At 65.6% G+C, this 13,872-nt stretch carries 14 protein-coding genes and 2 tRNA genes; 8 read left to right on the plus strand and 8 right to left on the minus strand.

Annotation, left to right across the window (positions count from 1 at the left end; translation table 11 throughout):
- Positions 1 to 88: 88 nt before the first annotated feature.
- The 3 genes from proC to HTUR_RS10880 are packed head-to-tail and all read left to right on the plus strand — an operon-like array spanning position 89 to position 3,030.
- Positions 89 to 874 (plus strand): pyrroline-5-carboxylate reductase, encoded by a 786-nt coding sequence (proC, locus tag HTUR_RS10870; protein ID WP_012943376.1) that lies wholly within the window; start codon positions 89 to 91, stop codon positions 872 to 874.
- Positions 867 to 1,700 (plus strand): glutamate 5-kinase, encoded by an 834-nt coding sequence (proB, locus tag HTUR_RS10875; RefSeq protein WP_012943377.1) that lies wholly within the window; start codon positions 867 to 869, stop codon positions 1,698 to 1,700. The genes proC and proB overlap by 8 nt, the downstream gene beginning before the upstream one ends.
- Positions 1,693 to 3,030: a glutamate-5-semialdehyde dehydrogenase gene (locus tag HTUR_RS10880; RefSeq protein ID WP_012943378.1), complete on the plus strand. Its 1,338-nt coding sequence runs from the start codon at positions 1,693 to 1,695 to the stop codon at positions 3,028 to 3,030. The genes proB and HTUR_RS10880 overlap by 8 nt, the downstream gene beginning before the upstream one ends.
- A gap of 502 nt (positions 3,031 to 3,532) precedes the next feature.
- Here HTUR_RS10880 and mch read toward each other — a convergent pair.
- From mch to HTUR_RS10905, 4 genes are all read right to left on the minus strand, one after another.
- A complete protein-coding gene (gene mch, locus HTUR_RS10890) occupies positions 3,533 to 4,465 on the minus strand; it encodes a methenyltetrahydromethanopterin cyclohydrolase (protein WP_012943379.1) in 933 nt (310 codons plus the stop codon).
- A gap of 279 nt (positions 4,466 to 4,744) precedes the next feature.
- A complete protein-coding gene (locus HTUR_RS10895; protein ID WP_012943380.1) occupies positions 4,745 to 5,071 on the minus strand; it encodes an MTH1187 family thiamine-binding protein in 327 nt (108 codons plus the stop codon).
- Between the two features lie 124 nt (positions 5,072 to 5,195).
- Positions 5,196 to 5,543 (minus strand): HalOD1 output domain-containing protein, encoded by a 348-nt coding sequence (locus HTUR_RS10900; RefSeq protein ID WP_012943381.1) that lies wholly within the window; start codon positions 5,541 to 5,543, stop codon positions 5,196 to 5,198.
- 393 nt (positions 5,544 to 5,936) lie between these two features.
- Entirely contained in the window at positions 5,937 to 6,128 is a 192-nt protein-coding gene (locus HTUR_RS10905) for a DUF7836 family putative zinc-binding protein (RefSeq protein WP_012943382.1), read from the minus strand.
- A 121-nt stretch (positions 6,129 to 6,249) separates the two neighbouring features.
- On the opposite strand from HTUR_RS10905, the gene HTUR_RS10910 reads away from it, so the two are divergent.
- The gene (locus HTUR_RS10910; RefSeq protein ID WP_012943383.1) at positions 6,250 to 6,696 is read left to right on the plus strand and encodes a DUF4112 domain-containing protein; all 447 of its coding nucleotides are present in this window, start codon (positions 6,250 to 6,252) and stop codon (positions 6,694 to 6,696) included.
- A gap of 247 nt (positions 6,697 to 6,943) precedes the next feature.
- Here HTUR_RS10910 and HTUR_RS10915 read toward each other — a convergent pair.
- The 4 genes from HTUR_RS10915 to HTUR_RS10930 all read right to left on the minus strand — a co-directional run bounded on the left by HTUR_RS10915 (position 6,944) and on the right by HTUR_RS10930 (position 10,666).
- Positions 6,944 to 7,014, minus strand: a tRNA-Gly gene (locus HTUR_RS10915).
- 318 nt (positions 7,015 to 7,332) lie between these two features.
- Positions 7,333 to 7,403: transfer RNA gene (locus tag HTUR_RS10920), tRNA-Gly, on the minus strand.
- A gap of 127 nt (positions 7,404 to 7,530) precedes the next feature.
- A complete protein-coding gene (locus HTUR_RS10925) occupies positions 7,531 to 9,963 on the minus strand; it encodes a PAS domain S-box protein (RefSeq protein ID WP_012943384.1) in 2,433 nt (810 codons plus the stop codon).
- A complete protein-coding gene (locus HTUR_RS10930; protein ID WP_012943385.1) occupies positions 9,905 to 10,666 on the minus strand; it encodes a GAF domain-containing protein in 762 nt (253 codons plus the stop codon). The genes HTUR_RS10925 and HTUR_RS10930 overlap by 59 nt, the downstream gene beginning before the upstream one ends.
- 267 nt (positions 10,667 to 10,933) lie before the next feature.
- Here HTUR_RS10930 and HTUR_RS10935 point away from each other — a divergent pair, with 267 nt between their 5' ends.
- From HTUR_RS10935 to HTUR_RS10950, 4 genes are read left to right on the plus strand one after another with little or no spacing between them, the layout of a single operon-like run.
- Positions 10,934 to 11,839 carry a putative RNA uridine N3 methyltransferase gene (locus HTUR_RS10935; RefSeq protein ID WP_012943386.1) on the plus strand — a complete coding sequence of 302 codons (906 nt, stop codon included), beginning with the start codon at positions 10,934 to 10,936 and terminating at the stop codon, positions 11,837 to 11,839.
- Between the two features lie 4 nt (positions 11,840 to 11,843).
- Entirely contained in the window at positions 11,844 to 12,863 is a 1,020-nt protein-coding gene (locus HTUR_RS10940; RefSeq protein ID WP_012943387.1) for a 50S ribosomal protein L3, read from the plus strand.
- Between the two features lie 3 nt (positions 12,864 to 12,866).
- Positions 12,867 to 13,619: a 50S ribosomal protein L4 gene (gene rpl4p / locus HTUR_RS10945; protein ID WP_012943388.1), complete on the plus strand. Its 753-nt coding sequence runs from the start codon at positions 12,867 to 12,869 to the stop codon at positions 13,617 to 13,619.
- On the plus strand, positions 13,616 to 13,870 hold the full coding sequence (locus HTUR_RS10950) for a 50S ribosomal protein L23 (protein ID WP_012943389.1): 255 nt from the start codon (positions 13,616 to 13,618) through the stop codon (positions 13,868 to 13,870). The genes rpl4p and HTUR_RS10950 overlap by 4 nt, the downstream gene beginning before the upstream one ends.
- Positions 13,871 to 13,872 lie beyond the last annotated feature (2 nt).

Below are 13,872 nucleotides of genomic sequence, written 5' to 3' on the forward strand. Positions count from 1 at the left end.
GCCGATAGCTTTCTCGCCGTCGCGCCGACGCCTCGAGCGATCGAAACCAAAGTTGGTATGTCCGCCCCGGCACCTCGGCTAGAGCAAGATGGTGCAGACGAGCGTTATCGGTTGTGGAAACATGGGAAGCGCCCTGATCACGGGCCTCTGGCGGGCCGGGAACCACACGATCGTCGCGTGTGATCTCGATCCCGACGCACTCGCGAGAGTCGAAGACTACGTCGAGCGCACGACGTCGGACGTCTCCGAGGCGACCGACGCCGACGTGGTGATCGTCGCGGTGAAACCGGACATCGTCGACGCAGTGCTCGATGAACTCGATCTCTCTCCCGATCAGACGCTGCTCTCTATCGCTGCGGGCGTCTCGACCGACTACGTCGAAGCGCGAACCGACGCGAACGTCGTCCGGATCATGCCGAACCTCGCCGCCGAGACGGGAGACATGGCGGCGGCCGTCACCGGCGACGAGATTCCCGACGAGGTGCGCGAACTGCTCGGCGACGTCGGCGAGTTCGCCGAGGTCGACGAACGACAGATGGATATCGCGACCGCCGTCAACGGGAGCGGCCCGGCGTTCGTCTTCTACCTCATTCAGGCAATGGCGGAGGCTGGCATCGAGGGCGGCCTCGAGTCCGACGACGCCGAACGGCTGGCCGCCCAGACGTTCAAGGGCGCGGCCGAGACCGTCCTCCGGTCGGACCGCAGCACCGAGGAACTGATCGACGCCGTCTGCTCGCCCAACGGGACGACCATCGAGGGGATGGAGGTCCTGTGGGATAGCGACGCCGACGCGGCCGTCGCCGCGGCGGTCCGGGCGGCCGAGGAACGAGCCGCGGAACTGACCGCCGAGTTCGGCAATGAGAACGATGCGTGAGGGACTCGAGGAACCGAGCATCGGGGCGGCGCGACGGCTCGCGGCCGACGCCGACCGGGTGATCGTCAAGGCCGGGACAAACTCCCTGACCGACGCGGACTCGAACTTGGACGACGAGAAACTCGACAAGCTCGTCGACGACATCGAGGACCTCCTGAAGCGGGACAAGGAGGTCATTCTCGTCTCCTCGGGTTCGATCGGGGCCGGCACGGGCCGGATCGAACAGTCAAGTGGGACCGTCGAGGAGTCCCAGGCCCTCTCGACCGTCGGCCAGAGTCTCCTCATGCACCGCTACACCGAGAGCTTCGACCGCTACGACCGGAAGGTCGCGCAACTGCTCTTGACCCAGCACGACCTCGAGAACCCCGAGCGCTTTACGAACCTGCGGAACACGATCGAGACGCTGCTGGACTGGGGCGTCGTTCCGATCATCAACGAGAACGACGCCGTCGCGACCGAGGAGATCCGGATCGGCGACAACGACATGCTCTCGGCGGCGACGACGATGGGCGTCGACGCCGACCTGCTGGTGACGCTGACCGACGTCGGCGGCGTCTACACCGGCAATCCGAAGGACGACGACGACGCCGAGCGCATCGAGGCCGTCGGTACCAACTACGACGAGGTCCAGGAGATCATCAGCGAGACCACGACCGACGGCTTCGGCGGCATCCAGACGAAAGTCGAGGGCGCGCGCGACGTCAGCGAGCACGGCATTCCGGCCTACATCGCGAAGTCGACGGAACCCGACGTGCTCGAGAAGATCGCTACTGCCAAACCCGTGGGAACCATATTCGTTCCCATAAACGGTGTGAGCGATGACTGAGACCGACATCGAACGCGACGTCGACGAGGCACAGACCGCGGCCCTCGAGCTCGCGAAACTGTCTGACGGGGATCGGAGCGCGGCGCTTCGCGAGATCGCCGACGCGATCGAAGCGCGGACCGACGAGATCCTCACGGAAAACGAGACGGACGTCGAGGAGGGCGAGCGGCTCCTCGAGGAGGGCGAGTACACGCAGGCGCTGGTCGACCGACTGAAACTCTCGGAGTCGAAGATCGAGAGCATCGCGGAGATGGTCCGCAGCGTCGCCGAGCAGGAGGATCCGCTCGGGAAGACGCTCGCCGCCCGAGAACTCGACGAGGACCTCGAGCTCTACAAGGTCGCCGTCCCGATCGGCGTCGTCGGCACGGTCTTCGAATCGCGGCCCGACGCGCTGGTCCAGATCGCCGCGCTCGCCCTGAAATCGGGGAACGCGGTGATCCTCAAAGGCGGGAGCGAGGCGCTGCACTCGAACCGAATCCTGTTCGAGATCATCGAGGAAGCCGCGGCCGACGCCGGAATCCCCGACGGCTGGGCACAGCACGTCGAGGCTCGCGAGGACATCGACGCCTTACTCGAGATGGACGACGCGATCGACCTCCTGATGCCGCGTGGCAGCTCCGCGTTCGTCAGCTACATTCAGGACAACACGAGCATCCCCGTGTTGGGCCACACGGAGGGAATCTGCCACGTCTACGTCGACGACGAGGCGGATCTCTCGATGGCCGAAGACATCGCCTACGACGCCAAGGTCCAGTATCCCGCGGTCTGTAACGCCGTCGAGACCCTGCTGGTCCACGAGGACGTCGCCGACGCGTTCCTCCCCGCGATCGCGGACCGCTACGAGACCGCCGGCGTCGAGATTCGCGGCGACGAGGCCACCCGCGAGATCGTCGACGTCGCGGCCGCGACCGAGGCCGACTGGGACACCGAGTACGGCGATCTCGTCGTCTCGATCCGGGTCGTCGACTCGCTCGAGACCGCGATCGATCACGTCACCACCCACGGCTCGAAGCACACGGAATCGATCGTGACCGAGGACGCCGACCGCGCGAGCACCTTCATGCGCAGCATCGACTCCGCGAGCGTCTTCCACAACGCGTCGACCCGCTTTGCCGACGGCTATCGGTTCGGACTCGGCGCCGAGGTCGGCATCAGCACGGGCAAGATCCACGCCCGTGGTCCCGTCGGCCTCGAGGGACTGACGACGTACAAGTACCACCTCGAGGGCGACGGCCAGCTCGTCGCGACCTACGCCGGCGAGGACGCCCGGCCGTTCTCCCACGAGGAACTCGACGCCGAGTGGTCGCCCGGCCGGCTCTCGGACGAATAACCCACCCTTTCTATTCGCACGCGGGCGCGGTCCGGTACCCGCCGTCCGCCCGTTCCACGAGCTCCAAGAGTACCGCCCACTCGAGGAGTCGTTCGACTCGTTCCGGGTCGATCCGGTTCCGGCGGGCCCGTCGCTGGTCGCCCGCTCGACCGTCGCGGAGCGTCTCGACGAGCTCGGCGACAGCGGGCCGTCGGCGTCTTCGAGCGTGGTACACACCGCGTCGGCGCCGTAGACGCGCTCTCGGAACGCCTCCTGGAGTCGTCGATCCCGGACTCGAGCGACTCCGCAGGCGGCGGTCGCTCGGTCACTCGACGGTGGCCGGCCGACTCCTCAGTCACGAGGTCGAGCGCTCGCAGGAACACCAGCTACGTCTCCGCCGCGTCGCGGGACTCGAGTCGGGTTTCGGCGACGAGGCGTCCACAGCAGTCGTCGACGGCCCTGCCCGTTTCCGGGACGGCCTCGAGATCGGCTGGCGGTTCGGGAACCGGTTTGAACCGTACGGTCAGAGGCCGAACGAGTCGACGAGCAGCTCCTCGTCGGTCTCGCCGTGAACGTAGGTCGGGCCGCCGACCACGTCGATCGTGACCTTCGCGGGCGCGAAGAGATCAGCGGGGACTTCGGCGAAGTTCCACTCGAGGTCGTCGAAGACCTCGCCGAACGGCCGGCCGTGGTCCTCGGCGGCCGTCGAGGGGACCGAATCGAAGACGTCGGCGTCCTCGCGGACCGTGAGGTGGGCCGTGCCTCCGTAGGCGATGGCGTCGTTCGTGCGGGCGATCGCCGTCTGCTCGTCGCCGGCGACGGGAGCGACCGGCGCCCGGCCCGTCGCGGAGACGATGTCGAGTGGGTCGTAGCCCAGTTCCGAGAGGCGGAACGTCGCGAGTTCGGCGGTTCGAGCGGCGTTCGTGACGGAGCCGACGAGGCTCGCGGTCGGGTAGGCCAGCAGGAAGACGCTGCTGGGTTCGACCTCCGCGAGTTCGGCGACCTGGGCGGCGGCGGCCGCGGTCGGATCCTGCTCGGTCTCGACGGCCAGCGCCGTCAGGTCGAACGCGTCCGTGTAACCGACGCGGCGGAACTCCTCTTCCTCGGCGACAAGCGCCCGCGCGGGACCGCTCCCGAGTCCCTCGAAGTCCTCGGTGGTCAGCTCCCAGCCCGCCTTCTGCGAGCACAGCAGCGACAGCGCCGGCTGGTCGGTCGCGAGCTGGATGTACGGGATCGGAGCGTCGCCGATCTCGCCCAAGTGGTGACTCGGCGTCGCCATTCCCGCCGTCTGGATCTCCGTCAGCAACAGTCCCGCCTCGATCCCGCCCTCGAACTCGAGGCCGAAGTCGAGTACCGTGGCCTCGTTGTCGAGGTCGTAGCCGCCGATATTCAACTCCTCGGCGTAATCGAGGGCCTCGTCGACCAGCTCGATCGCCATCCGGTTGAGACTTTCCATACCGACGCGTTCGCCCTCCGCGGTAAAACAGTTTGTTAGTTCGGAGCCGCGGCGTCGGCCGACGAGCGCGGTCGCCGACCGGTTCGAGGCCGCCGAACCTGTCGTCGAGCGATCGGTCGCCCTCGGCAGGGTGTCGCTCGGCGGCGCCGCTCAGTCGGTCGTCCTCGCCACCGATCGACCGGTGACCGCCGTCCCGGCGTGAGCCGCGGCCCGCGCGATCGGCCCCGCCCGCTTCGCTCGCGTTCGCTCTCCACCCGCGTCGCGACCGCCGCCAAGGCGTTACTCGCCAGGGTCGGGATCCTTATTCGTCGGCGGGCGTCCCAGCTCTTCTTCGACGGCCTCGATCTTATGTTCGGCAGAGACGTCGCGCGTCCGCCTGTCGTCGATCTTCAGCACGGTACTGACGCGATCGGCGTCGACCGCCTCGTGGGCCGCCTGCGCGGCCGCGAACAGTTCGCCGATCTCGTCGGCCTCGATCACCGTCCCCATCGGATTCGTCTCGTACTCGACGTCGTACTCCTCGAGCGCGTCGACGGCCTTGGCGACCTCGCCCGACATGCTGTCCTCGATCACCGGTGCGACGCTCAGTAGTGCGATCACCGTCATAGGCGACAGTAACGACGAGGAGGGTCCTAAATCCGGGCCCTGGACAGTGCCGATCGCCGTGGGTGCGGCTCTGCGGGATGAAAACAAACTGAGCCGCTGAAAACGGCAGAGGCCGTGGCGCCGATCAGTCCGCCCGTGGGTGGGGCGACTCCGTCGGCGGGTAGATGATCACGTCGCCGTTCGCGTAGACGTACACCTCGTGCTCGAGGGCGGTGAAGGCGATGTGCCCGCCCGTGCGTTCGGTGCCGTCGGCCTTCTTGCTGAAGATGCGATCGAGGGCGTCGGGGTCGACGCTGTCGTAGAGAGAGAACTCGCCCTGCGAGACGTCGGTGTCCGCGATCGAGGCGAGCGCGTGGACGATCGTCGTCGTGATCGTCGCGGTGCCGTCGGGGTCGTGGTTGAAGACGTAGCGGTCGTTGGTCTGGTCGTACTGCAGGTCGTCGGCGTCGGCGGTTGAGAGTTCAGTTTGCATAGGAGGTCTCGGAGTTCAATCGTCTATTGATTCGTAGTTACTCGGAGTATAAAAGCCAATCGCAGACAATATTGGTAAACGAACGCGATTAAACATCCGGGGAATAGCTCAAACACCGTTATTCTCGACTACGCATGACAGTCGAGTACGGGAACTAGTCGCAGAACCGATACCGAGACGGCGTCGACGTAAGAGCGAATTACTCGCCGCCAAGCGACCGATATCGCGTCTAATCGTTGATTGCCGACGATTCTCTCCCGACGGGGATCGCCGACTGATCGAGCAGCGACGGACGGAGAGAGTATTTACTCGGCTTCGAGTCTAACTGTCGGTACTTCGGCACGAAAAATGACTCTGAGCGATCGTCGACGCACGACGTCGGTCGCCACCGCGCTACGCCGGTTGTCGGTGAAACGACTCGAGGATGTCGAGTCCGCGCTGGGTCTTGGCGAACGCCGCGATCGGTCGTTCCGACCCGCAGTGGTCGCACCGGAACCGGTTTCCGGGCGCCGGGAGGGCGGCCGGATTGGCGGTCCACTGTTCTCCGCAGTCGGCGCACTCGAGTCGAATCCAACCCTCTCGCATACGGGTGCTAGTACGTGATCTATCGACTTAATCCTCCCTCGGACCCGGCGGTTGGCGCCGCCGATGGCGGCTTGCCATCGCCGTCCACGAACGTATTCCGCCGCGCGCCCGACGACGGTGTATGGCTACTGGTTCGACCGACGACATCGAATCCGCCCTCGAGGAGTTCGGCAATGACCTTCCCGCCGAGGTCGACGAGGCCGCGATCAACCGCATGCAAACCGTCGCCCGCGTCCTCGACGAGGGGCTCAAGCTCCCCGGAACGGACTTTCGATTCGGACTGGACCCGATCGTCGGGATCCTCCCCGGCGCCGGCGACACCGCGACCGCGTTCGTCTCGCTGTACATCGTCGCCGAGTCCGCCCGCATGGGCGTCTCCCAGTCGACGCTCCTGCGCATGCTGGCGAACATCGCCGTCGACACCATCGGCGGCTCGGTTCCCATACTCGGCGTCATCTTCGACGCCTTCTGGAAGTCCAACAAGTGGAACGTCAAGCTAGCAATCGAGGAACTCGCCGACTCGAGCGAGGGATCGACGTCCGGGCCGGAAACCGTCGTCATCGACTAACGACTCGCGTTCTCGCCGTTCCCGGCGCTCGTCTCTATCGACTGCTACCACCGTTCTGCGTCTCGAGATGGATAGTAGACAGCACGGAAAATCCAGTGTCAACCGTTGAGAAGTGCGCTAGCAGGGATTTGAACCACGCCAGAGAACCTGCTCGCTCGCGCTCGCAGAACCTCGGTCTGATTCAAACCCAGAACGATTTTTACTGAACAGACGACTCGCTCCGCTCGTCGATGTTGTTCAGTGAAAATGCGCTGGCGGGGATTTGAACCCCGGTTGTGACCATGGCAAGGTCACGTGATACCACTACACTACCAGCGCGCACACGTGCACTCGGTCTCGAGTACGATCAAACAGATGGACCACGATCACTTATAAATGTCGAAAGCGAGAGTGTCAAGGCAGCTATCTTCGAGAGTGAGATGCGGACTCGAGAGTGGATACAGGAGTTGTACCAGCCGAATTGTGATCGAAACCCGATCACCCGTCCCGAGATATCTCCGAATCGCTACTGAAAGCGCTGAGTGAAACGTTCACACCGCTACGGAGCATTCCGAGTAGGATAATCGAAGGGACGCGCCGGTTGGAACGTGGACTGCGGTCGAGAACCGAGTCGCTCGCGGGTTGAATTCAGAGAAGTGCGCTGGCGGGGATTTGAACCCCGGTTGTGACCATGGCAAGGTCACGTGATACCACTACACTACCAGCGCCCTGTTGCACTTACACCTACACCGGGATGGATGTATAAGGGTTGCGAATCGACCCGGTATCGATAGGGAAACACACGCTTTCGACTCCGACGCCGCGGTTCGAAATCGGATGACGGGCGGACGGTGCTCACGGCTCGTGTTCGTCCGCAGCCGGCAGCGTCACCGTGAACGTCGCCCCCTCGCCGGGCTCGGACTCGAGTCGGATCTCGCCGCCGTGGCGCTCGACGATCCGCTCGCACAGCGCGAGTCCGATGCCGGTGCCGTCGTGCTCGCCCTGGGAGTGGAGGCTCTCGAACACCTCGAAGATCTCGTCGGCATCGTCGGGATCGATCCCGATCCCCTCGTCCCGGACGGCGATCTCCCAGCGGTCATCTCTACCCGCGCGTCGCCGGGCGGAGACGTGGACCCGCGGCGGCTCGTCACCGCTGTACTCGAGGGCGTTATCCAGCAAATTCTGGAACAGCTGGCGCAACTGATCGCGGTCGCCCGTCACGTGCGGCAGCTCCTCGGTGGTGATCTCAGCGTTCGTCTCCTCGATCCGGACCTGAAGATCCTCGAGTGCGTTTTCGAGAACGTCGTCCAGAGCGACGGGTTCGAACGGATCGCCGCCCGTCTCGACCCGGGAGTACGCCAGCAGGCCGTCGATCATGTCGCGCATGCGCTCGGCGCCGTCGACCGCGAAGTCGATGAACTCCCGTCCGTCCGCGTCCAAGACGTCCGTGTACCGGCTCTCGATCAACTGGAGATAGCTCGAGACCATCCGCAGGGGCTCTTGCAGGTCGTGGCTGGCCGCGTAGGCGAACTGCTCTAAGCGCTCGTTGGACTCCTCGAGTCGCTCGACCAGTTCCTCGAGTCGTCGCTCGCGTTCGACCTGCTCGGTGATCTCCTGTGCGAGGCTCAGCCCGGCGAAGATCTCACCGTCGGCGTCCCGTAGCGGCGCCGCCCAGATCTGCCAGTGCTCGCCGTCGAACGTGATCGTCGTGCTGTCGGTCTCGCCGTCCTCGATGGCGGCCCGGTAGAGCGGGATCAGTTGCCTGCTGACGTCGTCCGGAAAGACCGCCGACATTCGTTCGCTCTCCATCTGCTCTGCCTCGGGCAGCGTGTCGCCCAGGACCGCCCCCTCGATCAGCGTGTACCGGAAGTTCTCGTCGTACACGCCGACCGCGCCGTTCGGGAAGTGTTCGGCCAGCGTCCGGTAGCGGCGTTCGGACTCCTCGAGTTGCCGTTCGCGACGTTTTAGCTCGGTAACGTCCGAGACCGCTCCGTTCAGTCGGACGGGGGTGCCGTCGTCGTCGTACTCGACCTCGCCGCGAGCGACGACCCATACGAGGTCGCCGTCCGCGTCCCGAACGCGATATTCGGCCTCGAATTCGCCCGTCTCCTCGACGGCGCGCTCGAGTTGCTCTCGCGTCCGGGTCCGGTCGTCCTCGTGGATCGATTCGTAGAAGGCGTCCATCGGCGCGCCGTCGGCGGCCAGTTCCGGATCCATCCCGCACGTCGACGCGAAATAGTCATCGGCGGTGACGACGTCCCCCCGAATGTCCCAGGTCCAGATCCCGACGGACGCGGCTTCGGTCGCGACGTCCAGTTGCGTTCGGACCGCCTGCAGATCCCGTTCGCGCTCCCGTTGCTCGGTGATGTCCCGAACGAGGCAGATGAGTTCGCCGTCGTCGGTCTCGGTCAGCGAGTGCTGGGAGAGGAAGGTGGTGCCGTCACTGCGCACGCAGGTCGTCGTCCCGGACCACTGTCCCTCCGCCGAGATGCGCGGCAGAATGTCGTCGACGAAGCGGGACGGATCGGCTTCGATCCCGAGGTCGTCCCAGTGTTCGCCGATCATCTCCTCGGGCTCGTAACGGAACGTCTCCGCGTACGCGTCGTTGACGTAGATGAACTCGCCGTTCTCGTCGAGCAGGCTGATCCCTTCGCGGGCGGCCTCCAGCGCCCGCACGACGCGTCGACGCTCCTGTTCTCGGCGCTTCCGTTCGGTGATGTCCCGGACGACGCCGATCTCCTCCTGTCGGCCGTCCTCCGTCCGTCGCGTCGCGAACGTTCCCTCGACGGGAACGCGATCCCCGTCGGGCCGCTGCAGTTTCGCTTCCATGGCCGGGTTCTCGGTATCCGCCCCTCCCTCGCGCTCCGTCGTCAGTCGCTTCTTCGACTCTTCGATCGCGGCCTCGTCGACGACGAGGGAGGCGTGTTCGCCGACCAGTTCCTCGCGCTCGTAGCCGGTCATCCGAGCGTACGCCTCGTTGACCATCGTGAACCGGCCGTCCTCGCCTTTCACGTAGATCCCGTCGGACATCGTCTCGACGATCGTCTCGTACTTGGACAGCTCCCGGTCGCGTTTCTTCCGCTCGGTGACGTCGCGGCCGATACCCGCCAGAACGCGCTTCCCTTCGGGATTCTCGAGTCCGACCGCGACGAACTCGTAAGGGATCCGCTCGCCGCCTTTGGTCAGCAGCTCCACCTCGAGTCGCGCGCTTCCGGTTTCGAAGACCCCCTCAATCTCCGTGACGGTTCGCTCGCGGTCCTCCTCGACGATGAACTCCAGCGGGCGCATCGACTCGATCTCCGCGTCGGTGTAGCCCGGTGACCGCGTTCAGCGTCTCGTTCCACCGCTGGAAGTCGCCCGTCTCGTCGACGACGTAGAACACGTCGTCGACCGCGTCGAGGATGCCGTCGGTGTACTCCGTGTACCGCTCGAGTCGAGCCTCGCGCTCGCGCAGGCGTCGGTCCTTCTCTGTGCGGTCGATCGCCCCCGCGATGACGTTCGCGACGCTGCGGAGGAACGTCGCATCGCGCTCGGAGAACGTCCGCCGGTCGCTCGAGTAGACCCCGAGAGCGCCCCACGGCTCGTCCTCTGAGCCGACAGCGACGGTAATTCCGCTGGTAACGTCGTGACCGGCGAACAACTCGGCCTCGAAGACGGCCCCGTCGGACCGACGGTCCTCGACGATCACCGGGTCGTCGGTACGCAGCGTGACGCCGACCAGCGACTCTCGATCCGCGGGGACGGTCGCCGATCCGACGACCCCGGAACGCCAGCCGACGCCCTCTCGCAACGAGGCCGCGTCCCCGCCCCAGGATTCCTCGAACACGCCGCAGTACTCGGCGCTCAGCGCGTTGGCGACGGCCGCGGCTGCGTCGTCGATCAGCCGGTCGAGATCGGCCGTGTCCAGCGCCCGCTGGCCGAGCTCCGCGACCACCTCCTGTTGCCGAAGTCGGCTCTCGAGTTCCACCTCGGTCGGCGAGGGCGATTCCATTCTACCGTGACCGTCTGTGACATAGCGGTAAAATTCCTCGGTATGGTTCGCTCGGCCCGCCGCGGTAACGATCCGCTGCTCGCGAGCTCATAACGGCCGTCGGCGGCGTGTTGACGACGACCTATCACTGACAGTGAGTGTGTGCCCGCACGGCACGAATTCGGGGGTGTGAGCCCTTGTCAGCCGCAATCGAATCCGCTATCCTTTTAAGATCCCCTCCGCAAGACATCGCTACAGTCTAGTGACGCGGCGCCGAAGCGTTTCGGCATGACCGTCAGCGTACTCGTTCCGTCGTCACTCACCCGGGAAGCCGAGGACAAACGCGAGGCAACTCGCAAACTCGGATACGTCGCCCGCGCGGCGACGATCTTCCGGGCCGATCGCCTGATCGTCTACCCAGACCGGGACGGCGAAACCGGGCGATTCGACGGCGGGTTCGTAAGCACCGTCTTGCGGTACGCCGCAACGCCCCCCTACCTTCGCAACGAGGCCTGGGGGATGCGGGACGAACTGGAGTACGCGGGCGTCTTGCCGCCGCTCCGCGCCATGTCACAGACCGGCTCCGAATCTACCGGTTCGGGGTCGTCAAGACAAGGGATCGTGACCGAGGTCGGACCTGAAGGGCGCGTCCGGGTCAATTGCGGATTGCAACACCCGATCTCCCTCAACGTACCGCCGAAAATGGCGGTCGAGGAGGGGGAGCGCGTGACCGTCAGGATCTCTTCGCGACGACCGGTCCGGGCGAAACTCGTCGACGAGCCCCTCCCGGGGCTGTCGGTCGAGCGGACGGACCTGCAGACAGCACTCGGCCGTGAGGACGCCGGCGTCCGCATCGCGTCGTCCCGGTACGGTGAAGAACTCACCGTCGGGCGACTCGAGACGCTGGCCGGACGCATCGAGGGCGACGGGATGACCGTCGCCTTCGGCGCGCCCGAGAGAGGGCTGCCTGCTATCCTCGGAATCGAGGCATCGGCCATCGAAGCGTCGTCGGGACAAGGCGACGCGATCGAATCGTCGTCCGACCGGGACGACGCAGCCGATGACGGAGTCGAACCCACAGCCGATCCGGGGTTCGACCTCTGGCTAAACACGGTTCCGGACCAAGGGAGCGAGGTCGTGCGAACGGAGGAGGCTCTGTTCGCTACCCTCGCGCCCCTCTCACTGAGAGAGTGATAGAATGCCACAAGCAAATTCACCACGCAAAGGCTCACTCGGGTTCGGCCCACGAAAGCGTGCGACCAGCGAGGTCCCGCGCTTCAACTCGTGGCCGGACGACGAAGGACAGCCGACGCTCCAGGGTTTCGCGGGCTATAAGGCCGGCATGACCCACGTCGTCATGGTCGACGATAAAGCGAATTCGCCGACCGAGGGGATGGAACAGACCGTCCCCGTGACGATCGTGGAGACGCCGCCCATGCGCGCCGTCGCTCTGCGAGCGTACGAAGAAACGCCGTACGGCATGAAGCCGGTCACCGAGGTATGGACCGACGAGTTCGTCCCCGAACTCGATCGCGTCCTCGACATCCCCGGTGATGACTACGACACCGACGCCGCCGAAGACGAGCTTCGCGGCCTCCTCGAGCAGGGACGTGTCGACGACGTTCGCGTCATCACGCACACGGTTCCGTCCGAGATTCCCTCGGTCCCCAAGAAGAAACCGGACGTGATGGAGACGCGCGTCGGCGGCGGTTCCGTCGAGGACCGCATCGACTTCGCGCTCGAGACCGTCGCAGACGGTGGCGAGCACGTCATGAACGACGTCTTCCGCGCCGGCGAGTACGTCGACGCGAGCGGCGTCACGAAAGGGAAAGGGACGCAGGGTCCCGTCAAGCGATGGGGCGTCCAGAAACGAAAGGGCAAGCACGCCCGGCAGGGATGGCGCCGCCGCATCGGGAACCTCGGTCCCTGGAACCCGTCCCGCGTTCGGTCGACGGTCCCCCAGCAGGGGCAGACCGGCTACCACCAGCGGACGGAACTGAACAAGCGCCTCGTCGACATCGGCGACGGCGCCGACGCGACGGTCGACGGCGGCTTCGTCAACTACGGCGAAGTCGACGGACCGCACGCGCTGATCAAGGGCTCGCTCCCCGGACCACAACAGCGCCTCGTGCGCTTCCGTCCGGCGATCCGACCCGGAGACCAGCCGCGCCTCGATCCCGAGGTCCGGTACGTCTCCACCGCATCTAACCAGGGATAACACATGGAAGCAACAGTACGCGACCTGGACGGCGCCGAAGCGGGCTCGGTCGAGCTCCCGGCGGTCTTCGAGACCAACTACCGCCCGGACCTGATCGCCCGCGCCGTTCGCGTCGCCCAGGCAAACCGGAAACAGGACTACGGCGCCGACGAGTTCGCCGGCCTTCGAACGCCGGCCGAATCGTTCGGTAGCGGCCGCGGGATGGCCCACGTCCCCCGACAGGAAGGACGCGGTCGCCGCGTTCCCCAGACCGTCAAGGGACGCAAGGCCCACCCGCCGAAAGCCGAGAAGGACCAGTCCGAATCGATCAACACGAAAGCAAAGAAGCTGGCCGTCCGAAGCGCCATCGCCGCGACGACCGACGCCGAGATCGTCGCCGAGCGCGGCCACGAGTTCGACGGTGACCTCGAGCTGCCCGTCGTCGTCGACGACGAGTTCGAGGACCTCCAGAAGACCCGTGAGGTCGTCGACTTCCTCGAGGCAACGGGCCTCGCGGACGACATCGAACGCGCAGACGAGGGTCGCAGCGTCCGTTCTGGCCAGGGGAAAGCCCGCGGCCGGAAGTACAAGACGCCGACGTCGATCCTCTTCGTCACCTCCAGCGAGACCGGCCCGTCCCGCGCGGCCCGGAACCTCGCCGGTGCCGACGTGACGACGGCCGCGGAGGTCAACGCAGAGGATCTCGCACCCGGCGCACAGCCGGGTCGACTGACCGTCTGGACCGAGAGCGCACTCGAGGAGGTGGCCGACCGATGAGTTCGATCATCGAACACCCCCTCGTGACCGAGAAGGCGATGAACGACATGGACTTCGAGAACAAGCTCCAGTTCGTCGTCAACCCGGACGCGTCCAAGCCGGAGATCCGCGACGAGATCGAAGAGCGCTTCGAGATCTCGGTACAGGACATCAACACGCAGGTAACGATGAAGGGTAAAAAGAAAGCGGTCGTCCGCCTCGATGAGGAGGACGACGCACAGGAAGTCGCTTCGCGAATCGGGGTGTTCTGAGA

The sequence above is a fragment of the Haloterrigena turkmenica DSM 5511 genome, assembly GCF_000025325.1.
Lineage (GTDB): Archaea > Halobacteriota > Halobacteria > Halobacteriales > Natrialbaceae > Haloterrigena > Haloterrigena turkmenica.

What these genes read in the sequence shown, in the direction of transcription:
- HTUR_RS10895 (WP_012943380.1), bottom strand. Translation starts at nt 5,071, where the DNA reads ATGACGGTGATCGCACTACTGAGCGTCGCACCGGTGATCGAGGACAGC.
- proB (WP_012943377.1), top strand. Translation starts at nt 867, where the DNA reads ATGCGTGAGGGACTCGAGGAACCGAGCATCGGGGCGGCGCGACGGCTC.
- HTUR_RS10880 (WP_012943378.1), top strand. Translation starts at nt 1,693, where the DNA reads ATGACTGAGACCGACATCGAACGCGACGTCGACGAGGCACAGACCGCG.
- HTUR_RS10910 (WP_012943383.1), top strand. Translation starts at nt 6,250, where the DNA reads ATGGCTACTGGTTCGACCGACGACATCGAATCCGCCCTCGAGGAGTTC.
- rpl4p (WP_012943388.1), top strand. Translation starts at nt 12,867, where the DNA reads ATGGAAGCAACAGTACGCGACCTGGACGGCGCCGAAGCGGGCTCGGTC.
- mch (WP_012943379.1), bottom strand. Translation starts at nt 4,465, where the DNA reads ATGGAAAGTCTCAACCGGATGGCGATCGAGCTGGTCGACGAGGCCCTC.
- HTUR_RS10930 (WP_012943385.1), bottom strand. Translation starts at nt 10,666, where the DNA reads ATGGAATCGCCCTCGCCGACCGAGGTGGAACTCGAGAGCCGACTTCGG.
- HTUR_RS10940 (WP_012943387.1), top strand. Translation starts at nt 11,844, where the DNA reads ATGCCACAAGCAAATTCACCACGCAAAGGCTCACTCGGGTTCGGCCCA.
- HTUR_RS10900 (WP_012943381.1), bottom strand. Translation starts at nt 5,543, where the DNA reads ATGCAAACTGAACTCTCAACCGCCGACGCCGACGACCTGCAGTACGAC.
- HTUR_RS10950 (WP_012943389.1), top strand. Translation starts at nt 13,616, where the DNA reads ATGAGTTCGATCATCGAACACCCCCTCGTGACCGAGAAGGCGATGAAC.
- HTUR_RS10935 (WP_012943386.1), top strand. Translation starts at nt 10,934, where the DNA reads ATGACCGTCAGCGTACTCGTTCCGTCGTCACTCACCCGGGAAGCCGAG.
- HTUR_RS10905 (WP_012943382.1), bottom strand. Translation starts at nt 6,128, where the DNA reads ATGCGAGAGGGTTGGATTCGACTCGAGTGCGCCGACTGCGGAGAACAG.
- proC (WP_012943376.1), top strand. Translation starts at nt 89, where the DNA reads ATGGTGCAGACGAGCGTTATCGGTTGTGGAAACATGGGAAGCGCCCTG.
- HTUR_RS10925 (WP_012943384.1), bottom strand. Translation starts at nt 9,963, where the DNA reads ATGCGCCCGCTGGAGTTCATCGTCGAGGAGGACCGCGAGCGAACCGTC.